This is a genomic window from Vibrio marinisediminis, assembly GCF_014050145.1.
In the GTDB taxonomy this organism is placed as follows: domain Bacteria; phylum Pseudomonadota; class Gammaproteobacteria; order Enterobacterales; family Vibrionaceae; genus Vibrio; species Vibrio marinisediminis.
The window spans coordinates 745879-770151 of record NZ_JACFYF010000001.1 but is presented as its reverse complement, the minus strand read 5'-3'; the positions used below and the strand labels follow the sequence as shown (position 1 = coordinate 770151).

Here is a 24273-nt window from a genome sequence, read left to right as displayed (position 1 = left end):
ACATCAATATGGGTATACTCTGCCCATCAAAAATCGTTTTAAAATAGAATGAATTACTTAAGCACTTTTTTTAAAGGCATCGCCATGGGCGCTGCCGATGTTGTTCCCGGAGTGTCAGGGGGAACTATTGCCTTTATTACAGGCATCTACGATACACTTCTTGAAAGTATTCGCCGCATAAACCCAAGCGTACTTGGCATTTGGAAACGTGAAGGATTCAAGGCTGCCTTTAACCATATCAATGGTTGGTTCCTTATATCGCTATTTGGTGGAGTATTTACCAGTATTGCCACGCTGGCCAAACTGATTTCATGGTTACTTGCCACCCACCCAATCCCAATTTGGTCCTTTTTCTTTGGGCTGATCTTAGTGTCGGTATTCCATATCCTTAAACAAGTCGAACAGAAAACCATTAGCCGCTGGACGTTTTTGTTGATTGGTATTGCGTTTGCTTACTGCATCACAGTCCTGAAACCGCTGCAGATGGAGCCCACCAGTATTAATGTCGTGATTGCGGGGGCAATCGCCATCTGCGCAATGATTCTACCAGGCATCTCAGGCAGTTTTATTTTACTGCTCATTGGTATGTACACGCCGGTTCTTGCCGCTGTGAAATCGTTCGATATTGGTATTTTAGCGCTGTTTTTAACTGGCTGTGTACTTGGACTGTTAAGCTTCTCGCATGTGCTATCTTGGCTGCTCAAGCGCTTTCGTGACGCCACATTAATGTTCTTAACTGGTTTGATGATTGGCACTCTGCCTAAAATCTGGCCGTGGAAAGAGACCATCACTTGGCGAGTAAATTCTAAAGGTGAGCAAGTACCGTTAATACAACACAACCTGTCACCGTTTGATTACGAACATATCTTCAATCAATCCTCTCAACTATGCATGGCGATTGTCATGATGTTGGTGGCGATTGCGTTAGTGCTCGGTTTAGAAAAATACGCACAACGTTCAAATTAAGCTGCTCTCGCACTTACACCAGAACGAAAAAGGGTCAGCTTTGCTGACCCTTTTTTTATAGATAGCGTGACCGCGCGGGTAGAAACACTTCGCCCAACATGCACCTTACGCTGCCGCCACCCACTGATTCGATGGTACTCACATCAATCGGTAGTAACTTGCCATGACTGGCTAACTGAGTGCGCTGCGCCGGTGTAAATGCATCGAACGCAGTCTGAGACATGGCAATCAATTTCTCGCCGTTGACTGACTCTAACTGCAGCACGTTGCCACACATCGCATTCATCTGCTCAAGCGTAATCGAAATAATCTGCTTGTCTTTAGCAAGAGACTTGACCACAAAAGTGCGTTCATACTGTGGGATCACTTCATCGCATATCACACAAAAACGCTCGCCAATCGCAAGCATTACATTAGTGTGATAAATCGGTTTACCCGATGGTAATGAGGTTTGAAAAGAGACCACTCTCGAGTAACCAGCATGCTGTGCAAATTGCTCTAAAACATCTCGGTCACAACGCTGCGAGAGCGCCGCATAAACTGTTCTATTGGTGTGATCAAAAATCATCACACCGGTACTTTCTAGGTAAGCATCTTGATCCAAGTTGTGCTCAAAAGAGTGTTCAGCATCAATATGTCTACCTGACATTTCTAACGCTTCACGTAATTCTTCTAGCCTAACTTCTCGGCGACGATTCTCACAAGCCATAGGGAAAGTGAATAACTCCCCTTTTGCGGTTGTGCTAAACCAATTATTCGGGAATACGGCATCCGGTGTTGGTTCATCGCCAATAGTGTAATCAAGTACGATCACTTGAATACCCGCATTTCTAAGCTGCGATACCATGGTTTCAAACTCGGTCATTGCTTTATCACGCAACGTTTCGGCATCTAATGCCGAGCCTTGTTGAAACTCATTGTCCTTAGCTGTTTCAGGGTTAAAACCAAATTCTTTTGGTGGCACCATCACCACACAGTTTGCATTATGTTTTGTAGGGGAAGAATCAGATATATCTACTAGGGTTTGCTTTTGTAACATCTTTACAAACTCCATTTGCTGTTATTATTAGATGATTGTAAATGCAAAACTATCAAAAAAATTACTGACTTTTAAGTAAATTAAGTCCTATAAAAGGGATCTGAACGGCAATTACGAGATAAAACCAGATATTTTATTGTCATTCGTACTCTAAATGCTTTTTTGCTTATACATCCCTCGAGGTTTACACCTGGATAGTTACAATTTTGTTGTGAACACGCTAACATAGCGGTATTCAATACCATGCGTAACTCCCCTTCGATTAGAGCCCTGCCGTTACGCTTTAGGACGATGTATGTTTAAGAAATTTGAAGGTTTTACTAAACCCTTCCCCGAACACGAGCCAAACCAACCTCCACAAGGAATCATTGCCTTCTGCCGCTACTACACACGTGGCTTTGAGGTTCCCCTTATCATCATGTCGATCATGGCAACTATCGTTGCTATCGTCGAAGTTACGTTATTTGGTGCCATGGGTAATTTGGTTGACTGGCTTTCAAACAGCAATCCAGAGACCTTTTTGCAAGATAACCAAGCTGACCTCATCTTTTACGGCGTATTACTGCTGATTGTCATGCCGGTCATGGTGGTGGGCTACTCGCTACTTGTTCACCAGACTCTGCTAGGCAACTATCCAATGTCTATCCGTTGGTTAGCACACCGTTATTTGCTCAAGCAAAGCGTGAATTTTTATCAAGATGACTTTGCAGGTCGTGTTGCCACTAAGGTAATGCAAACCTCCCTTGCTGTGCGTGAAACCGTAATGAAGAGTATGGATGTGTTTGTCTATGTCTCTGTCTATTTCACCAGCATGATCGTTCTGTTGGCACAGGCTGACTGGCGATTAATGATCCCAATGCTAGTTTGGCTAGCCGCTTACATCACCATCCAAATTTATTTCGTACCGAAACTCAAACAAGTGGCGACAGAGCAAGCAGATGCGCGTTCCCTCATGACAGGGCGTATCGTCGACAGTTATACCAATATCTCAACCGTTAAGCTGTTCTCTCATAGCCAGCGTGAAACAGAATACGCAGAAGAAGGAATGCAAGGGTTCCTGCAGACGGTATACCGCCAAATGCGCTTAGTCACAGGCTTTGATGTGGCAGTCGAGATCACCAACTACTTATTAGTCTTCTCTATTGGTGCACTTTCTATCTATTTGTGGATGGACAACGCCATCACCATCGGCTCTATCGCTATTGCCATCAGCCTTGCGCTGCGGATCAACGGTATGTCGATGTGGATCATGTGGGAAGTTGGTGCTCTATTTGAAAATATGGGTACGGTTGTCGATGGAATGAAAACCCTTTCAAAACCTATCGATATCCAAGATAAGCAAAGCGCTAAACCGTTGGTAGTCACTCAAGGCAGTATCGAATTTGAAGACGTTAGCTTCCACTATGGTGACAAAGAAAAAGGCGTGATCAGCAACCTAAACTTACACATAAAACCGGGTGAAAAAGTGGGCTTAGTTGGACGCTCAGGTGCTGGCAAATCAACATTGGTGAACTTATTGCTACGTTTTCACGACGTTGAGCAAGGCAAGATCAAGATTGATGGCCAGGTAATCTCTGATGTCACGCAAGAGTCTCTGCGCAGCAATATTGGTATGGTCACACAAGACACTTCACTGCTTCACCGTTCAATTAGAGAAAATATCCTCTACGGTAAACCTGATGCCAGCGAAGAAGAGTTGCTACGTGCTACCGCGCAAGCCCACGCTCACGAGTTCATTGAAACCTTGAATGACCCTTTCGGCAACACTGGCTATGATGCTCAAGTGGGTGAGCGCGGCGTAAAACTCTCTGGCGGTCAACGTCAGCGAGTCGCCATCTCTCGTGTACTGTTGAAAGATGCTCCTTTGTTGGTTCTAGATGAAGCCACCTCAGCACTTGATTCAGAAGTTGAAGCGGCTATTCAAGAGAGCCTCTATGAGTTGATGGAAGGTAAAACTGTGATTGCTATCGCCCACCGCTTGTCGACCATTGCAGCAATGGATCGTTTAATCGTGATTGACCAAGGCAAAATTGTTGAGCAAGGTTCACACCATGAACTGCTTGAAAACCATGGCATATACGCACAATTATGGGCGCATCAAACTGGCGGTTTCCTTGGTGCACAACAAGATGAGCCAAAAAGCGCATAATATTACCAAGCCCTCGCACTGAGGGCTTTTTGCCAACCGAACTCTTGGTTATACTCCCCGCATCTTAGAATCACCTGTATGCATCAATGAACAAAAGCTTACTCACTAATATTATTGCGCTAGCACTGCTTGCTGGCGGGCATGTCTATGACAACCAATTGGCTTTCTATGCGGGTCTATTCGCTTTCTCTGGCGCGATTACCAACTGGCTTGCTGTGCACATGTTGTTTGAAAAAGTACCCGGTTTATACGGATCAGGTATTATTCCCGCGCGCTTTGAAGAATTTAAAATTGCCATCAAGAGCTTGATGATGGATCAGTTCTTCAATGACACTAATATCGATAAGTTTCTAAGCCAAGAGATGGTGGGCGGAAAAACGCTAAACCTAGAGCCTGTGATTGAGAAAGTCGATTTCAACCCAACCTTTGACTCATTGGTTGAAGTGATTGCCAACTCATCATTTGGTGGCATGTTGGCGATGCTTGGTGGTACAGAAGCTTTGCAACCACTTAAGCAACCATTCGTTGAAAAAATGCAGCAGTCAGTGGTCGAGATCAGCCAAAGTGAGACGGTAAAAGAAGCGTTGAAAGCACAATTCGAAGCCCCCGCGATGATGGATGAAATCAAAACCAATATTGAAAACATCATCGACCAACGCTTAAACGAGTTAACCCCTCAAATCGTTAAAGAGATGGTGCAAAAGATGATTAAAGAACATCTTGGCTGGCTTGTTGTCTGGGGTGGCGTGTTTGGTGGCTTGATCGGTGTTGTCTCATCTTTTGTTGCCTAACCTAGTACAAAGGCGAGTTGCGCATAGCAGTTAGTCACTGTTAAATAGGCGAACTTCTTTTCGTTCGCCTCTATCTCTACCTTCCACTAAATCAATTCTGCGCTCACACCATTGCTCGACTTGTGCTCTTCAATCACCACCTCACTGCGTGATTGAATTACCCCTGGCAAACTACCGAGTTTTTTCGACATAAAGTATTGATACTCTTTCATACTCTTTACTCGCACTTTAATCATGGTGTCAAAGTCACCCGAAAGAGAATAGCACTCCTCGACTTCAGGTAGTTGATTCACCGCTTGGGCAAACTTTTCAAACACTGAAAAACACGTTTGATCGAGTCGAATATGAATGAAGACTTGCACATCAAACCCTAACTTCTCTGAGTTAAGCTCTGCATGATAGCCTGTAATGAAGCGCTCTTTTTCCAAACGTTTTACACGGTCTGAACAAGGAGAAGTAGTTAAATTAACTCGTTTGGCAAGCTCTACAATAGGTAGACGCCCATGAGCATGAAGAATACGCAATATTTCACGATCTATCCGATCTAATTCCATGATGCACCGCTTTAATTAATTCCATTAACGCAACATTAGCAGAACAATATAATCACAGATGCCTCTATTTTAAAAACAAGCTTCGGTAAGAATTTGTTAAGCGGTCTTAATATTTGCCATTGAAGCGGATGCTGGCGAGAATTCATTTTGGCGGTTACAACCACGGCAAAAATATTGTTTCTCCATTTTTACGTAGTGATCGCCTTGAAGAACCGTTGCGAAAAAGCAAACCAATGAACGCAAAAATGAAATGTTTGAGTTCTCACAGCGCTTTAACACAACTTTGTGCGCAGTGACTTTGTGGCAGCAATCGCAGTAAACATGAGGCATTTCCATTTCTCCCGGTGAATTCAATCGTCCATGAAGTTGACCCATTTATAGACTTCTAGTTCCAATTAATGAAGTTTTTCTTGAAAAAGTGTGACGCAGAAAGATTTAGAGAGTGGAAAAGCAACTCAGCCCTGCTATGCAGGGCTGAGTTGACTCGCAAATTTAATGTGAGGATTATTCCAATTCTACTAGCTGTTTTTTGAATTTCTCATGTTGCGCTTTAACCGTTTCATCCGGCTCACCCGTTATCAAACTAACCACAACAATCGCTAAGGCAGAGAAAATGATTCCCGGAACTATCTCATACATGTCAAATAGACCACCAGAAAGTTGTTTCCAAACAACGATAGTCACACCACCGACAATGATACCCGCTAACGCACCATTACGATTCATACGAGACCAGTAAAGGCTAAGAACCATCGCTGGACCAAACGCAGCACCAAAACCAGCCCATGCGTATGAAACAAGACCAAGTACGGTGCTATCTGGTGTCATTGCCAAGAACAACGCAACGATAGAAATAGCAACAACTGCAACACGACCTACCGTTACAACTTCTTCTGTCGTCGCATCTTTCTTGTAGACCTGCTTATAGAAGTCTTCCGCTAGCGCTGAAGAAGAAACCAGTAGTTGTGAATCGGCAGTACTCATAATTGCCGCTAGAATAGCCGCCAGTAAAATACCAGCAACCACTGGGTGGAACATCGCGTTCACCAACAGCATGAAGATTTTTTCACCATCATCCAGTGAAACACCACCGCTATTCGTCACATAAATCAAACCAACAAGACCCACTAGCAACGCGCCAACCATCGACAAACCAGTCCATACAACGGCAATACGACGAGCGGTTGTAAGATCTTTATTGCTACGAGTTGCTTTAAAACGCGCCAGAATATGTGGCTGACCAAAGTAACCTAAGCCCCAAGCCACTAATGAGATAATCGCAACAGCAGAAAGTGGCTCACCTTTAGAGTCATTCCATAGTGTTAACAGCTGTGGATTTATCGCTTCTAGCTTGCTTGATAGGTCGCCAAAATCACCTTGCATTGCTGCAATCGGTACTATCATCAATGCAGCTGCCATCAGCAAACCTTGAACCAAATCCGTCCAAGACACCGCAAGGAAGCCACCAAACATCGTGTACGATACAACACAAATGGTACCGATAATAACGGCTACGGTGTAGTCCAAACCGAACACAGTCTCAAACAATTTGCCGCCTGCAACCAAACCAGAACTCGTGTAGAAAAGGAAGAACAGAAGAATGAAGAACGCCGAGATGGTCTGAATCATTTTCGAATTGTCATTAAAACGACGTGAGAAGAACTCCGGAATCGTCAATGCATCAGTCGTGATACTGTATGTACGTAGACGCTTGGCGTTGATTAACCAGTTAGCCCAAGTACCGACCAGTAGACCACCAGCTAGCCAGAACGCTTCAATACCTGCAGCGTAAGCATAACCTGGTAGACCTAACAGTAACCAACCACTCATATCTGAAGCACCCGCAGAGAGTGCTGCAGGCCACGGACCTAGAGAGCGCCCACCTAGAAAGTAGTCTGTTGAGTTCTTCGTTCGTTGATATGCAATCACGCCAATTGCTAACATAAGAATTAAGTAAGCAATAAACGTGGTTGTAATAGCGAAGCTATTTCCCATTTGATTTTCCTCATATTTTTAGAAATTCCATTAACTAACGTGTCCTCCATGGCACCTCAATCAATGGATTTGTGAGCACGCTGACAATAGACCAACCTAAATAAGCATCTGATTATTCGTGCCTGTTTAGGTTGGTATCGGCTTCTTTACCTCAGATTAATGAGGGTCCGATGCACCTAACAACGTCGCGTTACCGCCCACAGCAGTTATATTTATTGTTCTGGTTCGCTCAGTAATAAACCGAAGCGAAAGATGGGGATCATGAGCCACGCTCAATGTGACCAAATCTGTCTCCGATACCAAGTTAACAATCGCGCCTTGGCGTGATGCTAACTGACGGTTCAGATTTCTCTCCCCGTTTTGTGAACCAACAAATCCCAACACTCTCACATCAGATTCAAGTACCTGATTAACGGCATCGAACGAGGCAAAGTGAAGCAGATTCATGGGTAGAGATGACTGTTGATAAGCCGCCTCTAATTCTTGTGTAAAGTCGCTATCGTCACTGCAAATGACAACACTATTGCCAGCCACCAGCGCAGCGGTGCACTGTGCTAATGTCGCCATCCTTGCTGACTCACTCACTTCTTCAACCGCAATTAGACAAACGCCTCGTCCTGCGGTGTAAAGCTCATTACTCTCTCCCGTTGGACCAACCAACTCGTGCGTAAATGACAGTAAACTGGATGCTTGTTCTAAGTGAAAAGCCACCACTTCAGCATACTGAGGCTGTGTTAATGCTAAGGCATTTTTTAATGACAATAACGCACCACTTTTTGAGTCAAAGTCAGTTAAGTTCCAGTTCTCCCAAGCAGAGAAGGCGTTGGTAAAACTCACAACATGATGAACCATTTTTATCTCCTTGCTCTTATTGGCTTGTTACTGATTGAGTAAAGCGGAACAGGTAGTGTGGACCACCCGCTTTTGGTCCTGTACCCGATAGACCCTGACCACCAAATGGTTGAACACCTACTACCGCCCCTACTTGGTCACGGTTGATGTAGCTATTCCCCACACGTACATGTTTCTCGATCCAGCGGTAAGTGGTTTCATTTCGGCTGTGAATACCTAACGTCAAGCCGTAACCCGTCTGATTGATATGCGCAATAACATCGGCAAGATCGCGCGCCTTGTAACGCACAATATGTAGAATCGGACCAAACTGTTCTTCACCCAACGAACGAATATCATCTATTTCAAACGCACAAGGCGGTACAAAGTCACCGTGTTCGCACTCTTCACCGAGTGTTAACTGGTTAACGGTTTTGAATTGCTCTGCCATAACCTCAATATGTTTAAGCAGTTTCTGTTTGGCTTGTTGATCAATAACCGGGCCGACATCCGTTGAATGGAGATAGGGCAAACCAATGGAAAGTTGCTCCATTGCGCCATGAATCAGAGTAATAATTCGGTCGGCAATGTCTTCTTGAACATACAAGACTCGTAGCGCACTACAGCGCTGACCAGCCGAAGCAAATGCCGAGCGAATCACGTCACGTACTACCTGCTCTGGTAAAGCAGTGCTATCAACAATCATCGCGTTTTGCCCGCCCGTTTCGGCAATTAGCGGCACAGGGTTCGCATCGCGAGCTGCCAAAGATTGGTTAATACGTTGAGCAGTTTGAGTTGAGCCGGTAAACGCCACACCTGAAATTGCAGGGTGAGTCGTGAGCGCCGCACCGATTTGCGCACCACGTCCCGTCAATAGTTGAATGACACCAGCAGGGAAGCCCGCTTCAAGCATCAACTCAACCGCGCGAGCCGCAATAAGGCTGGTTTGTTCTGCCGGTTTTGCAACAACCGTATTACCTGACACCAACGCCGCGGTAATCTGACCAAGGAAAATGGCCAAAGGGAAGTTCCATGGGCTAATGCACACAAACACGCCGCGTCCTTCGCGATGAATCGTTCTTTGCTGACCATCAAACCCTTGTAGAGTAACTGGGGCTAGAGCGTTCTCCTGTTTGGCATAGAATCGACAAAAATCAACAGCCTCACGAACTTCATCAATGGCATCATGAATCGTCTTGCCCGCTTCTTTGTGACATAGTGCCACCAATTCAGCCAAATTGGTTTCAAGTAGCTCTGCCAGCGTATTCAGTGGTGCAGCACGTTGATCAAAGGGCAATTGATTCCAATCGGCAAAAGCATGCTCTGCGTTAGTAATAGCTTGGGAAACATGATCAAGGTTTGCGAAGAGCACACTTCCCACCTCGATTTGACGGTCGTAAGGGGCAGTGACGAATACTTTATCAGCATCATCCTTGATCATGCTTTCGGAAATCGCTTGTCCGTTAATGATTGGAGCTGCCGTCCACAGATGTTCCATCCAACGTGATACTTCAGCTTCCAATGGTGCATTTTCACTCTCGATATCAACATTGACACCAATGGCATTCTTTCTTTCTGGAAAGATGCTTGGCGGTAGTGGAATTGAGCGATTATTGAAGCTTTCAAACGCCAACAGAGCATCAACCGGATGGGTTGTCAGGCTTTCTACTGGGCAGCGTGCATCAACTAAACGATGAACAAATGAACTATTGGCGCCATTCTCAAGCAATCGGCGAACCAAGTAAGGTAACAGATCTTTATGGCTGCCAACTGGAGCATAAATTCTCACCGGTTGCTGGTAAGTCTCCATCACATGGTTATACAAAGACTCGCCCATGCCGTATAAACGTTGGAACTCATAATCACTATGCGTTGCCATTTGTGCAATCGAAGTGACTGTCTGAGCATTGTGGCTAGCAAACTGAGGGTAAATATTGCCATGCACCCCCTCACTCAAAAGGAAACGAGCACAGGCTAAGTACGCTACGTCAGTCGATTCTTTTCGAGTATAAACTGGGTAATTGCTATATCCCGCTTGCTGTGACCACTTGATCTCACTATCCCAATACGCACCTTTCACTAGGCGCAGTGGAATAACATCCCCTTGCAGCTGAGCTAAACGATTTAGCCAGACCAAAACGGGTAAAGCGCGTTTGGAATAAGTTTGAATAACCAAGCCAAACTTGCCCCAACCTTTTACCGAAGGGTGTTGATATAACTTCGCAAATAGCTTCAATGAAAGTTCAAGGCGGTCAGCTTCTTCAGCATCAATGGTAATCGCGACGTCCATCTCTTTGGCGCGCACCAACAATTGAAGCAAGGAATCATGCAGTTCGGTCATGACTCGCTGTTCGTTCGCGACTTCATAGCGAGGGTGAAGAGCCGACAATTTGATGGAGACCGATGGCGCAGGGCTCGCGTTCGATGCACTTGCATCTCGTCCAACCGATTCAATCGCCATTAAGTAATCTTTAAAGTATTTGTTAGCATCACCTGCGGTCAGCGCTGCTTCACCAAGCATGTCATAAGAGTAAGTAAACCCTTTGTCACGCATCGCGCGTCCATTCTTTTGTGCTTCTTGGATGCTGCGTCCAAGCACAAACTGGTGCCCCATGATTTTCATCGCTTGGTTCATGGCTTGGCGGATCACTGGCTCGGAAAGCTTGTTCACCAAACGGTTAACCGCTTGTCCTGGGCTTGGTTCTTGCGTATCGGCTAATCCAACCACTTTGCCGGTTAGCATCAAGCCCCAAGTAGACGCATTAACAAAGACTGAATCTGAATTTTTAAGGTGTGATTTCCAATCGGCAACGCTAAGTTTGTCGCGAATTAACGCATCAGCGGTGCCAGAATCTGGAATGCGCATTAATGCTTCTGCTAAACACATCAACAAAATACCTTCTTGGGTATCTAAGCTGTACTCAAGAAGCAATGCATCGATCATCTGAATCGATTTTTTATCGGCACGAATGGCTTTGATAAGTTGAGTGGTTTTGAGCGCGGTTTGTGCTTTCTCCTCTTTACTCACCATTGCAAGAGGTAAAAGCTGCTCTAACCATTGTGATTCGTCCACCATATAAAGTGGCGAGATCAACGCCCACAACTCATCAAGCGGCTGCTCAATAAATTCAGCGTTCAACACATCTGTTGCTGTAAACATACGTATTCCTCAATCTCACACCTGCTTTCCATTAAGCAGATTTACTACAATGGCGAGCAGTGTATTGTGAGGCTGTTGCGAATACTTGTCAAAAACTCCGAATAATTTGCTTAAAACTTCGTTATGTAACAAAACAAAAACACGATCACACCCAATTAGGCAAAATATTTGGTCATTTTAATCTTACAAATTAACCAATTCGTTTCTTATACTGCGATGGGGAGATACCTTGAAGGCGAGAAAAAGCATGGGCGAACGTGCTTTGCCCAGAAAAACCAGTCAGTTCTGCGATTTGACCTAAGGTCAAATTACGTTGCTCAATTAATTGTTTTGCCATATCAATACGTTTGGTCAGCACATATTGGTGAGGAGTGATCCCAAGCTGATCTTTAAACAAGCTATGAAATTGGCTTTCGCCTAAGAAGACACTGCCAGCCAATTGAGCGACCGAAATCTTCTTGGTGAGATGTTGTTCTATATAACGATCAATCGCATCAAGATCAAAACGAGATTCTTTGCGGCTCAGTTGTAACGTTGAGGTATGACGCTGAAGTAGCGCCATTACGGTGTCGTTGCATGCACGACTCAACAATAAATCATCAGGACTAGCTTGCATTTCCGTCACCAACATATGAATCAGTCGCTGGATTTGAACATCAAGCTGAAAATACACTTCAGACTGATTTAGATCATTGAGACGCTGCAACATCAAGGGTTCTGCTTGACTAGGTAACGGCATATTGAGCACTAATATATCCGATTGTTCTACAACGCCGCCAAACGCATGTCCGGAACCGGATGTCACAACACAACCTTGCCCTGGGCCGACCAAACTACCACAGCCGTTTACCTCAAATTCAGCCTGCCCTTTTAGTCCAATCACAATCTGGGTGTAATGATGGTCATGGCAATCCATATAGGAAGGTAGCGTCACCAATTCAGCTGGCTTAGGTAATATAATATTCAATGATGTGGGTGTTTTGTGTTGGTCGCTCATAGGTTGGCACTACTAAGGCTTGTTGTAGAGGTCGATGGTATAATAATTACAGCAAATTCTGAATAAATTATCCCATTGCTTAACAGTCATTATAGCGAATAAATTTTCGCTATAATTTCACACAGTTGCACAAATTTTCGCCTCGGAAGAATGATCAAGTGCACATAAATTACGGTCAATGTCACTTCTACAACATTAACGTATTGTGTAATTTTAATCTTTTCTTGCTTATTTCCGTGAACTGCACAAAATAATGAGTAGCACTTTAGGTTTATTTTTATAAACTTATGTTAGTCTATCGGCTGTAAGTGCCCAAAGGATATGCAAGACACTTGGTGTACAACCGTGAATCAACGGACTGTCAAAGCAATGTCTTAAATATTTATAATATTCAGTGAATTAATACGTAATTTTTGTAGAGACTTATGATCACACGTCGCATCCCAGCGCTTTTGCTCGCGCTAAGCCCATTTTGGCTATCGACTTCGATAGCTGCAGAAGAAGCTTCCGCTGACCCTGTTGCTGTCATCGATGAAAAATTGAGCAATAAAGAGTCAGAATTAAGCACCACGGCTGCAGAATACGATTCTGAAGCTCAACGCTTTCAGCAACTGCAAAATGAAAACGCAAAGCTAAAACGTGATGAGCAAGAATTAAACGCTAAACGTAATCGCGCCAAATCTGCTTTAGATAAACAATATAGCCGTTTGCTTGAAGACCCTGATATCGATTTGATGAGCTTTCAAAAGGCTTACCAAGATTCATGGTCAGCGGTGAAAGATAATCAGACGACCTTGCTTGAAAACCAGCAATTGACAACAGAAAGTGAAGTTCGCCTTTCTCAAATCAAGCAAAAACAGGCCCGTTTGAGCTCTGAATTTTCATACCTTGAAGAACAAAAAGTTGAAGCACGCGTCAAGCGCCTAGCTGCAGAGCTAAGTGAAGGCGATGTGATGCAAACTAGCTTCAAAACGAATTGTTCAGCAACGATGACTTTGGGCGAGTGTACGAGCCAAGGTCAACAATTGACCAAGCAAAAAGCCGTTAAAGCATTTAAAGCTCAGCTAATGGAAAAACTGACAGAGTCAACCTTAGCTAAACAGAATGCGAATGGTGTTCAGTTGAATGTTCACGTTCAAGAGAGCCAAATTATTCGCGCTGGTTTTGAAGGCAACAACAGTTACTTCACTGAATTACAAGCACAACTTCAAGCAAAACCAGAAGCGACTGCTGCCTGTAAAATGTTGAATGTCTCTTCTCGTTACTGTTTAAAGAACGACACTTTTGCGCAGAAGAAACAGCAAGACAAAAACTGGATCAGCATGACGGTTCGTTCTGACCAGTACAACGATAGCGTCATCATCAACGGTATCAAGTATGGCAGCACTCCAGTTGAAGTATTGCTACCAAAAGGGCTACATAAAGTAACGGTTTCCAAAGACGGCTACCAAACGTACAACCGTGAAGTTACCGTCAGCCATAATGACACTGTGTGGGTAAAACTTCGTTCTAAAGAACAAAGCTAACGTAACTAGTTCTTTACAATAAAAACGAGCCAATTCACAAAGATGAACGAAAGCGCCATTTTGCTTCTAAGTTATATAACGATAACTTAAGACAAAGTGGCGTTTTCGTTTAGAATAGCAAAATAGATTTAATATAAGATAGAAATACGACGATGCTAACACGTTTCTCGACTCTTTTTCTGGCACTGTCTCCATGCCTGTTAAGCAGTTATGCATTGGCTGAAAGCCCTGTTAATACGGTGATTGTCATTGAAGATCAGCTGTTTTCGAAGCATGCAGAACTTAAAGACGCTCAGCAAACTCGTAAAGAACAGCAAGCCACTGTTTCTCAGTATCAACAAGAGTTAACGCAAATTCAGCAACAAGGAAAAGCTCTTAACGAGAAATTCCAAACGGCCAAAACTCAGCTAGAAACTGATTATCAACGCATGATTGACGACCCTAGTGTCGACCTCGCTGCAACACAAGCTGCCTACCAAGATGTCTGGAAAGACCTCAAACAGAATCAAAATGAGCGGCTTAATAGCGAGCAAAAAGTGGAAGAAGCGAAGCAGCTTCTTATCACCTATAACGCAAAAGTCAGCGCGATTGAAAAAGATATTGCCCAATTTGATGAGAGCAAGATTCGTGCACGAGTCGAAAGGCTCAAAGCTGAACTTACGCCTGAACAGGAAGTCAGTGTTAGCTTCACTAACCGTTGTCAGTCAGACATGACTCTTGCTCAATGTGATACACAGACACGTGACCTCGCACTTCAGAAAGCGGTAAAAACATTCCAAGCCTTGCTGATTGAACAAACCACAGAATCGGAAATCGTCCAAGCCAATGTTCATAAAGCGGCACTTAATATCCATGTACTACGCCACAAAGCAAATAGCTCCGGCTTTTACGACGGTGAACGTTATCGAACCATGCTTGACGTCTCTCTTGAAGCTCGCCCAAATGAAAGTGCCGCGTGTTCACTGCTTGGTGTTGATAAGCAGTATTGCTTCAAGCCAGGCTATGTCTCTGGACAACAATTTCAAGATGAACAAGAAATTGCTTGGGTAACGCTGGATGTTCGTTCTAATCAGTACAATGACCAAGTGTTTGTTGATGGCGTGTCTTACGGCAGTACGCCTGTCGAGATTATGCTGCCAATTGGACAACACCATTTAGTGGTTAAAAAAGAAGGCTATCGTACTTTTGAGCAAAACCTTGCGCTCAATTCAGACCGCAGCTTTAGAGCAAGACTGAAACAAAAAGCCAACGAACTTAAAGCCGGGGATAAGTTTGCGGACTTAATCGGTAGTAGCATCAAAGCGCCGCAGTTGGTCGCTATTGTTCCTGGCGAATATATGCTTGGTGAAAATGCCTCTAATCAATTCTTCCTTGATCATGCTTTCGGAATTGGAGCAACCCCTGTCACGGTTAGTCAATTTGACCACTTTGTGCGCCAAACGGATTACCAAACCGATGCAGAGATGAAAAACACCTGTACCGCAATGGAGAATGGCGAAGTTACTGCTGTTGAAAAGAGCTACTGGCGTAATCCTGGCTTTAAACAGTCCTCAAACTCTCCTGTTGTCTGTGTCAGCCGAAACGACGCTAATGCTTATGCAAAATGGCTGAGTTCACAAACCGGTTTCCAATATCGATTACCAAGTGAAGATGAGTGGGAAATTGCAGCCCGAGCTGGTAGCCAAGCCGATTACTGGTGGGGCAATCACTTTGTTACTGGAGACGCAAATACCGGATGGAGTAGCTCACCATGGGCAAACAGCAGTACAGCGCCAGTCGATGCCTTTAAAGCTAACCCTCTTGGTATATACGATGCCGTCGGAAATATTTGGCAATGGACCAATAACCCTCAAGGCATTGCAAAAGGCGGGGCGTGGAACTTTTCTCCGGCGAAAGCCGTCGCCCACGAACGTTTGTACCTCTCCTCTGCAAGTGCGGCTAACTACGTTGGCTTCCGTATTGTTAGAACTATAAACTAGCGCTGGATCACATTTACAAATCGAAGGGGGGATTTCCCCCCTTCCTCGATCTCAGTCCTCGCGATAAATTACACCTCGAGGTCAAGTGGTAAACACGTGATCTCGGTATCAATAATTTATTATTGATACCTCTATTGCTCAGCTTACCCTCGCTGAGTGGTAGAACCTCTTCTACACGTCGACAAGAATTATTCTTGTATTTGCCAGATATTGTGAGATGTCTGGCTTTTTTTATTCCCTCATCTACTAGAATGACATACCATTTCGTCATAAGTCTCATATACAAGAATTCTAGGCAACGTCAGTGAATATTAATTTTGATTCGCTGGTCAACCAGTTACCAGGCTATTGGGGATGCAAAGATTTAAACTCTGTCTTTGTTTACGCAAATAATGCTTATGCCCAACTCGTTGGCTTACAATCAGCAGAACAAGTGAAAGGACTTTCCGATCATCAAATACCCTGCCAAACCGCAAACTGTGCCCGCGATTTTCGTGAGCAAGACAAGTTTGTAATTGAAAACCAATGCTCTTTAAAAGTGCTTGATATTCATCCCTATCCTGATGGCAGTTGGCGCGCACATATATTTAGCAAAAAACCATGGTACGACTCAGAGGGCAACGTACAAGGCTCTATTTTCTATGGTCAGGACTTAACTGAAACCGCTATTCTAGAAGTGGGACATTGGGTTTGCCGAGCGACGGGTATTTTCTCAGGTTTGAAAGAAACCAAATGGGAAGCATCATCGAAAGAGCGTGAAAATTTGACCCCTCGTGAGCAAGAAGTGTTGTTTCTATTACTTTATGGGAAAAAGCCCACTTTTATCGCTGCTGCGATGGGAATTTCGATTAAGACGTTTGAAGGATATGTTGCGCGATTACGCACAAAGTTCTGCGCTCATAGCAAAGCCCATCTACTCGACTTAGCTTTAGAGCGAGGCTATGGCTCCTGCATACCGCAGACATTACTCAAAACGCAGCTTTCCGTTGCTTTATATAGTGAAAACGCCGCTTAGTAGCGGCGTTTTTTTATGGTGCGAGACGGTCAATATCCCACTGGTTCTCTTCATGAGAGTAGAGGAATCTATCATGTAATCGATGTTCTCCTCCTTGCCAGAATTCAATGCTGGTTGGTCTAATGCGGTATCCCCCCCAGAATGACGGTACAGGGATTTCACCTTTGGCAAATTTTTGCTTCAACTCCAAGAATTTACCTTCTAACACGCCACGTGCTGAAATACGGCTACTTTGCTTACTTGCTAACGCTGCAATTTGGCTCTCTTTTGGTCGAGAAGCGAAATACTTCATGTTTTCAACCGTAGACAGCTTCTCTGCGACACCAATGATGTTCACCTGACGCTCAAGGTTGTGCCACGGGAAATGCAGGCTCACTTTTGCATTATGCTCGACATGCTGAGCCTTGCGGCTGCCAAGGTTAGTGTAAAAAACAAACCCGTCTTGGTCGCAATGCTTTAAAAGTACGATACGCTGATAAGGTTGACCTGTTTCATCAACTGTTGCCACCGTCATCGCGGTAGGATCCATCATTTTTGCGTCAATGGCTTGCTGCAACCATAAGTTGAATTGGTCTATTGGATCATTCAATAAATCTTTGCGACGCAATCCACCTTTAATGTACTCGCGTCGAATATCTTCAAGTTCCATATTCACTCCTGAACATTTTTTCGTGATTGTGCGCTCATATTATTGATAACTCAAGTGCTGCACGGGAACAGAAGCTAGACTTAAGTTAGTAAATCCCAACTGGATCACCCTTTAGTTTACTTAATTCTCGATTTATAGACCGCTCATTTATATCAAGTTCTTAACAATTGCTCTCGAAGGGAATAAAATCAACCAAAATGCTGTCATCAACGTCAGGGACTATTTATGAGTAAAAGCAATTACAACCGTCTAAATTCAGACGAGTTGGATTACGTAGATGACAAAACTGCCGCCCTACTTCTCAACACGCCAAGTAGCGCTCGTATCATGCTTTGGTTGATGTTGCTTTTCTTCATTATCGCTATTGCTTGGGCATCATGGGCAGAAATCGATAAAGTGACCGTAGGACAAGGTAAAGTCGTACCTTCATCGCAAGTACAAGTTATTCAAAACTTAGAAGGCGGTTTGGTTAAAGAGATTTTGGTCCACGAAGGGGAATCTGTCGAGAAAGGACAGCAACTGCTATTGATTGATGACACCCGTTTTCGATCTGACTTTCGTGAGCGTGAACAACAAGTCGCCAACCTCACCGCCAATGTAATTCAGCTTTCTGCTTCGTTAGCCAGCGTCGAAATTAATGAAGACTTTAATACAAAGACATGGAATGACAACGTCAAAATAAATTACGACAACCTCTTCTACCCAGAGGATTTTGAAGAGAAGCGACCAAGACTCGTTGCGCGACAAAAGGCAGAATACCGCCAAGACCTGAATGAACTGCGAAACCAGCTTTCCGTTATTGACCAACAGGTAAAGCAAAAGCAACAAGACCTAATTGAAATTCAGGCTCGCGTGAGAAACTTACGAGAGAGTTACAGCTTTGCTCGCAAGGAACTTGAGATAACGAGACCTCTCGCGGAAGAAGGGGTGGTGCCGCGCATCGAGTTACTTAAGCTGCAAAGGCAAGTAAACGATACTCGCCGTGAAATGACCTCAAGTGAGCTGAAAGTCCCCGTCTTACGCTCTGCTATTCAAGAATCGATGTTAAGTCGCATCGATGCTGCGCAAAAATTTCGTTCTGCGCAGCAAGAGAAACTCAATGAAGCGCAAGATCGACTCTCAGCGATGTCTGAGTCAACAGTTGGCTTACAAGACCGAGTGAATCGAACCGTTGTAATATCTCCGGTGACTGGTACGGTGAAAACATTGAATATCAATACCGTTGGCGGTGTTATTCAACCGGGTATGGATATCGTAGAGATAGTCCCAAGTGAAGATACACTATTGGTTGAAGCAAAAATCGCCCCACAAGATATTGCGTTCTTACGACCAGAGCTTTCAGCCATCGTCAAATTCAGTGCCTATGATTTTACCAAGTATGGCGGTTTGGAAGGTACTCTAGAACATATCAGCGCAGATACAACAACCGACGAGGAAGGCAATAGCTTCTATCTGGTTCGTGTTCGTACCAATGAAACGTCTCTCAACAAAGATGAATCTCTGCCCATTATTCCTGGCATGACAGCTTCAGTAGATATCATTACCGGCAAACGCACGGTTATGGACTACCTATTGAAGCCAATTTTGAGTGCCAAAACTAATGCTTTAAAAGAGTAGAGGTAAATAGAGTTGCAACGCTTGGGAACAACCACCAAGACAAAGGCGATAAAAGCAATTGCTGCAACCATAGTGTTGTTGAGCGCAACGACATCACAAGCCTTAAACCGCTCCGAACTGAGGCTGGTTGAAAACGTAACCCAAATATATGGTGAACGAGCCGGTCGGCGAGTTACCACTTGGCGCACTGAAATGCAGGTGTATCGCAGCTTGTCAGAAAGAGAGCAACTGGTACAGGTGAATCAGTTTTTTAACCAATTGAACTTCGTTAATGATGATCGTCTATGGGGAAAAAACGACTATTGGGCAACTCCACTGGAGTTTTTGGGCAGCAATGCCGGTGACTGTGAAGACTTTACAATCGCAAAGTACTTTTCATTGCTTGAGCTTGGAGTCTCAGATAAAAAACTACGCTTAGTGTATGTTAAAGCATTGAGTTTAAATCAATTTCATATGGTTCTTGCCTATTATTCAAGCCCAAGTGCGGAACCATTGATTCTTGATAATATTAACCCAGAAATCACAACAGCCACGAAAAGACGTGACTTGCTACCAATCTACAGTTTTAACGGTAGTAATCTTTGGTTAATGAAATCGAAAAATGGGCAACTGGCCGGAAAGTCCTCACGCTTAAGTTTATGGAATGATCTCCGCGCCCGTGAAAAATCGCTCCAATTACGCAAACCAATTGTAAATTACGATGAGTAGCTAATATGACACTACATAAACAACTTGTCGCAGGGATGATCGCAGTCATTATGATGCTGTTGATTTCAGTGTCTGTTATCGAGTTCAACACCACTCGAAACTTCCTTGAGCAACAGCAACGCTCGGAGGTCAACAACACGATCAACACCGTTGGTCTTGCCCTCGCGCCTTACCTACAAGACAAAGACACCGTCGCGGTTGAATCCGTTATCAATGCTCTATTTGACGGCAGTAGTTACTCCGTAGTGAGATTGATTTTTCTCGATAGTGGAGAAGAAATTCTTCGTTCCTATCCGGTAAAACCCAACAACGTCCCAGCATGGTTTGTTAATCTTAATTTATTCGAGCCGATTCATGATAGCCGAGTCGTGACCAGTGGCTGGATGCAGTTAGCTGAAGTTGAAATTGTCAGTCATCCTGGTGGCGCTTATTTCCAGTTGTGGAAAGCGTTTGAAGATCTGGTCATCGCTTTTTGCATCGTGTTATTAATTGGTCTCTTTGCCATCTCGTTCTTGCTTAAACGCGCGCTTAAACCTCTCAATTTGATTGTAGAAAAAATGAAGCAAGTCGCACGTAACCAGTTTGGTAACCCACTACCACTGCCAAAAACAACCGATCTGATCAGTGTCGTTGAAGGTATCAACAGTATGTCTGCTCAGCTGGAAGAGTCTTTCAAAGCGCAAGCCAGAGAAGCACAACAGCTTCGTGAACGAGCCTACATCGACCCTGTTTCGGGTTTAGGTAACCGCGCTTACTACATGAGCCAGCTAAACGCTTGGCTAAGCGAAGGCGGCTACGGTGGTGTGGCATTACTCGAAGCGAGTTTCATTAAAGATCTCTATGATGACAAAGGTTACGAAGCGGGTGACCATATGGTCCGAGACCTTGCAGACCACCTTAAAGTCGCACTCAATTCAGATGGCATCATTCTTGCGCGAATTTCTTCCGATGAATTTGGCTTTATTATGCCAAATATGGACGAAAGCGAGTTGAAGTTGCTATCAGAGAGCATTGTCACTTATGTGCAAGATCTTGATGCTGACCCAACCGGAATGGCAAAAGCAAATGCGGCTCTTGGTGTGGTACATAACTCAGCCAACAGCTCTGTCTCAGACATTTTAACCTTGCTCGATAACGCACTGGCTGACGCAAGCTCGAATCTCGATTTGACTTTCGGCTACATCACCAGCCAAGACTCTCGAACCTTGATGGGCAAACAGCAGTGGAAATTGTTGGTTGAAGAAGCAATCAGCAATGATTGGTTCAGCTTCCGCATGCAGCCAGCAAATAGCAGCTCAGGCAATACATACCACTACGAAATGTTTAGTGCGATTGAAACTGGTGATAAGCGATACAGTGCCAATCAATATCTGTTTGCACTTGAGCAGTTGAACGTCAGCCATATTTTCGATCAGTATGTGATTGCATCAGTACTCAGTAAGCTGAAACACGAAGAGACCGATGTTGATGCGCCGATTGCCGTCAATATTGCACAAACCAGTATTTCTCAGCCAAGCTTTATTCGTTGGGTGAGTCAGCAACTGAGTAAATACAAAGACGTTGCTAGTCGGATTCATTTTGAGATCCCCGAAAACTGTTTTGTTCATTCACCTCATCATACCGCACTGTTTTGTAACGCTATTCGTAGTGCAGGTGCTGATTTTGGTGTGGATAACTATGGTCGAAACTTCCAGTCTCTCGACTATCTCAATGAATTCCGCCCCGCTTACGTTAAGCTCGATTATCTCTATACGCACCATCTAGAAGATGAGAAGCAAAAGTTCACTTTGACTTCTATTTCTCGAACTGCCCACAACTTAGGTATTAAGACCATAGCCTCTCGGGTAGAAACTCAGACACAGTTAGACTTTTTGTCTGAACACTTTATCGATGTCTTCCAAGGCTTCATTGTCGACAAATAGATCGCAAAAGGCAGTTAGTATGCAAGACCCACTACTTAATTCGTTAATTTACATCAGCCGTTATTACGGTCTAGCGAATTCACCAGAAGCACTGATTAATGGGTTACCCCTGTCAGAAGGTAAACTGACGCCATTCCTGTTTCCACGTTCAGCCGAGCGTGCAGGTTTGGTCGCCAAAGAGAACCGAACTGAACTCTCTGCGATATCTAAACTTGTTCTTCCCGTCGTTCTCCTTCTTAAAGGGGGCGATGCGTGTGTATTGAACAGCATTAACCCTGATAATAATGAAGCGGAAATCGTCACTGGCGAGTCAGGTTTGGTGCCGATCTCCATTCCAATGGAGGAGTTACAGCAACTCTATACTGGTCGCTACTTCTTAGTAAAAAAACAATTCCGTTACGATGAGCGCTCCCCTGAAATACTCAAAACCAAAGAGGGTCACTGGTTTTGGGGGACATTATGGCAATCAAGAAATATCTATCGCGACGTTTTTATCGCCTCAATTTTGATCAACCTCTTCGCGATTGCAGCGCCAATGTTTACTCGTTTGGTGTACGACAAAGTGGTACCTAACCTTGCGTTTGAAACGCTATGGGTACTGGCAAGCGGTATCTTTGTCATCTTCCTGTTTGACTTAGTGCTCAAGCTGATGCGCAGTTACTTTATCGATGTTGCAGGTAAAAAATCCGATATCCTCATCTCATCAAAGCTGTTTAGTAAAGTGTTGGGCATTCGAATGGAGTCCCGACCACCCTCTGTTGGCGCGTTTGCCCGTCATCTACAAGAGTTTGAGTCCATTCGTGAGTTTTTCACCTCAGCGACAATCGGCTCACTGATCGACTTACCTTTTGCCGTCTTGTTCCTCGTGCTGATTTGGCTAATGGCTGGGCATTTGGTCTTCGTACCTATCACTGGTGTCGTCATCCTTATCATCTATTCGCTGTTGATTCAGGGACCACTACGACGCGCGATCGAAGAAGGCTCTCGCCTCGCCTCGCAAAAATACGCCAACTTAATTGAGAGCTTAGCCGGATTAGAAACCGTAAAACTGTTTGGTGCACAAAGCCAATTCCAATATCGTTGGGAAGAAGCGGTTGCACACATGGCAAACTGGAACATCAAAAGCCGTCGTATCACCGACAGTATTCAAAATGTCGCCGGGTTTGTTCAGCAATCTTCAAATATCGGTATGATCATTTTTGGTGTCTATCTCATTGCAGATGGCAACCTCACCATGGGTGGGTTAATTGCCGCAACCATGTTAAGTGGTCGAGCGATTGGTCCAATGGTACAGCTTTCGGTGCTCTCGGCACGCTACAACCAAGCTAAGTCCTCTATGACGATAATCGAGCAAGTGATGGCAATGCCTGATGAACAAGAAGAAGGTAAACGCTACATTCATCGCCCTATTGTTCATGGCAAAATTGAATTGGATAATGTCACTTTTCATTACCCTGATTCTCCCATCGCATCGATTCGTAATTTAAGCCTTACGGTTAACCCAGGTGAAAAAGTCGCGATCATCGGACGAATAGGTTCAGGAAAAACGACCCTAGAACGCTTGATATTAGGCTTGTATCGACCAACCGAAGGTCATGTGCGTATTGATGATACCGACATCGATCAACTGCATCATATTGATATACGACGTAACATCGGCTGTGTACCTCAAGATTATCATCTTTTTTACGGCTCAATTCGTGACAATATTACCCTTGGTCGCCCGCTAGCCGATGACCGCGACGTGATGGATGCAGCCAACCGCGCAGGGGTGACCGTCTTTACCCAACAAGACCCTGCAGGTCTAGAGCGACAAGTCGGAGAAGGTGGGCAACTACTGTCAGGTGGACAACGCCAAGCGGTTTCTATTGCTCGTGCCATTCTTGGACGCCCTCCGGTGCTATTGATGGATGAGCCAACCAGTTCAATGGATAACCGTTCTGAAATGCACATTAAGCAGCAATTAGCACAGCTGAAAAAGAACGAAACGCTTATTCTCATTACTCATAAAACTTCCATGCTTGATGTGGTTGATCGCGTTATTGTGATGGAAAAAGGCACCATTATTGCCGATGGACCAAAAGCTGAGGTATTGAACAATTTGATGAAAGGTAAAGTAAGAGCCGTTAACACTTAACTTATCAATCAAAGCACAATCATTGCTAACAGTAATATACAAACGACCCAACAAAGGGTCGTTTTTAATTTCATCGATACCCGCTTAAAACTTTGCTCTATTCATACGTGACATTCCCCACTATTTCGACCTGTTGTCAAAGCAAGTTAGCTTTTTGTGTCTAAAATGAACCTCGTCATTTTAACAAGAGTAGATTCCGCTCATCTAACTGCATTCAACGATGACGTTTCGATGGAAT

General features: G+C 44.3%; 18 protein-coding genes. 10 read left to right on the top strand and 8 right to left on the bottom strand.

Annotated elements, in window-relative coordinates; genetic code table 11:
- Window positions 1–48 precede the first annotated feature (48 nt).
- Window positions 49–966, top strand: a complete 918-nt coding sequence (locus H2O73_RS03520) for a polyprenyl-phosphate transporter (RefSeq protein ID WP_182106566.1) — start codon at window positions 49–51, stop codon at window positions 964–966.
- 55 nt (window positions 967–1021) lie between these two features.
- Here H2O73_RS03520 and H2O73_RS03515 read toward each other — a convergent pair whose 3' ends face one another.
- Entirely contained in the window at window positions 1022–2005 is a 984-nt protein-coding gene (locus H2O73_RS03515) for an arginine deiminase-related protein (protein WP_182106564.1), read from the bottom strand.
- Window positions 2006–2300: 295 nt separating this feature from the next.
- Here H2O73_RS03515 and H2O73_RS03510 point away from each other — a divergent pair, with 295 nt between their 5' ends.
- Together H2O73_RS03510 and H2O73_RS03505 are read left to right on the top strand one after the other, a co-directional pair.
- The gene (locus H2O73_RS03510; RefSeq protein ID WP_182106563.1) at window positions 2301–4154 is read left to right on the top strand and encodes an ABC transporter ATP-binding protein; all 1854 of its coding nucleotides are present in this window, start codon (window positions 2301–2303) and stop codon (window positions 4152–4154) included.
- Window positions 4155–4240: 86 nt separating this feature from the next.
- The gene (locus tag H2O73_RS03505) at window positions 4241–4945 is read left to right on the top strand and encodes a DUF445 domain-containing protein (protein WP_182106561.1); all 705 of its coding nucleotides are present in this window, start codon (window positions 4241–4243) and stop codon (window positions 4943–4945) included.
- Window positions 4946–5031: 86 nt separating this feature from the next.
- Here H2O73_RS03505 and H2O73_RS03500 read toward each other — a convergent pair whose 3' ends face one another.
- From H2O73_RS03500 to H2O73_RS03475, 6 genes are all read right to left on the bottom strand, one after another.
- The gene (locus H2O73_RS03500) at window positions 5032–5499 is read right to left on the bottom strand and encodes an Lrp/AsnC family transcriptional regulator (protein ID WP_182106559.1); all 468 of its coding nucleotides are present in this window, start codon (window positions 5497–5499) and stop codon (window positions 5032–5034) included.
- A gap of 96 nt (window positions 5500–5595) precedes the next feature.
- Window positions 5596–5874, bottom strand: a complete 279-nt coding sequence (locus H2O73_RS03495) for a hypothetical protein (protein ID WP_438696033.1) — start codon at window positions 5872–5874, stop codon at window positions 5596–5598.
- A 129-nt stretch (window positions 5875–6003) separates the two neighbouring features.
- Entirely contained in the window at window positions 6004–7494 is a 1491-nt protein-coding gene (gene putP, locus H2O73_RS03490) for a sodium/proline symporter PutP (protein ID WP_182106557.1), read from the bottom strand.
- Window positions 7495–7650: 156 nt separating this feature from the next.
- Window positions 7651–8346, bottom strand: a complete 696-nt coding sequence (locus H2O73_RS03485; RefSeq protein WP_182106555.1) for a 1-pyrroline-5-carboxylate dehydrogenase — start codon at window positions 8344–8346, stop codon at window positions 7651–7653.
- 16 nt (window positions 8347–8362) lie between these two features.
- Window positions 8363–11485 (bottom strand): bifunctional proline dehydrogenase/L-glutamate gamma-semialdehyde dehydrogenase PutA, encoded by a 3123-nt coding sequence (putA, locus tag H2O73_RS03480; protein WP_182106553.1) that lies wholly within the window; start codon window positions 11483–11485, stop codon window positions 8363–8365.
- 190 nt (window positions 11486–11675) lie between these two features.
- Window positions 11676–12482, bottom strand: a complete 807-nt coding sequence (locus H2O73_RS03475) for an AraC family transcriptional regulator (RefSeq protein WP_182106551.1) — start codon at window positions 12480–12482, stop codon at window positions 11676–11678.
- Between the two features lie 425 nt (window positions 12483–12907).
- Here H2O73_RS03475 and H2O73_RS03470 point away from each other — a divergent pair, with 425 nt between their 5' ends.
- From H2O73_RS03470 to H2O73_RS03460, 3 genes are all read left to right on the top strand, one after another.
- Window positions 12908–14008 carry a PEGA domain-containing protein gene (locus tag H2O73_RS03470; protein ID WP_182106549.1) on the top strand — a complete coding sequence of 367 codons (1101 nt, stop codon included), beginning with the start codon at window positions 12908–12910 and terminating at the stop codon, window positions 14006–14008.
- Between the two features lie 152 nt (window positions 14009–14160).
- Window positions 14161–15987, top strand: a complete 1827-nt coding sequence (locus H2O73_RS03465) for an SUMF1/EgtB/PvdO family nonheme iron enzyme (protein WP_182106547.1) — start codon at window positions 14161–14163, stop codon at window positions 15985–15987.
- Window positions 15988–16291: 304 nt separating this feature from the next.
- The gene (locus H2O73_RS03460; protein ID WP_182106537.1) at window positions 16292–17002 is read left to right on the top strand and encodes a helix-turn-helix transcriptional regulator; all 711 of its coding nucleotides are present in this window, start codon (window positions 16292–16294) and stop codon (window positions 17000–17002) included.
- 13 nt (window positions 17003–17015) lie between these two features.
- Here H2O73_RS03460 and pdxH read toward each other — a convergent pair whose 3' ends face one another.
- Window positions 17016–17651: a pyridoxamine 5'-phosphate oxidase gene (gene pdxH, locus H2O73_RS03455; RefSeq protein ID WP_182106535.1), complete on the bottom strand. Its 636-nt coding sequence runs from the start codon at window positions 17649–17651 to the stop codon at window positions 17016–17018.
- A gap of 225 nt (window positions 17652–17876) precedes the next feature.
- On the opposite strand from pdxH, the gene H2O73_RS03450 reads away from it, so the two are divergent.
- Genes H2O73_RS03450 through H2O73_RS03435 form a run of 4 tightly spaced genes read left to right on the top strand, consistent with a single transcriptional unit; the run spans window position 17877 to window position 24035 of the window.
- Window positions 17877–19268: an HlyD family type I secretion periplasmic adaptor subunit gene (locus H2O73_RS03450; protein ID WP_182106533.1), complete on the top strand. Its 1392-nt coding sequence runs from the start codon at window positions 17877–17879 to the stop codon at window positions 19266–19268.
- 48 nt (window positions 19269–19316) lie between these two features.
- Entirely contained in the window at window positions 19317–19976 is a 660-nt protein-coding gene (locus tag H2O73_RS03445) for a transglutaminase-like cysteine peptidase (protein ID WP_182106948.1), read from the top strand.
- A 5-nt stretch (window positions 19977–19981) separates the two neighbouring features.
- Entirely contained in the window at window positions 19982–21898 is a 1917-nt protein-coding gene (locus H2O73_RS03440) for a bifunctional diguanylate cyclase/phosphodiesterase (protein WP_182106531.1), read from the top strand.
- A gap of 19 nt (window positions 21899–21917) precedes the next feature.
- Window positions 21918–24035 (top strand): type I secretion system permease/ATPase, encoded by a 2118-nt coding sequence (locus tag H2O73_RS03435; RefSeq protein WP_182106529.1) that lies wholly within the window; start codon window positions 21918–21920, stop codon window positions 24033–24035.
- Window positions 24036–24273 lie beyond the last annotated feature (238 nt).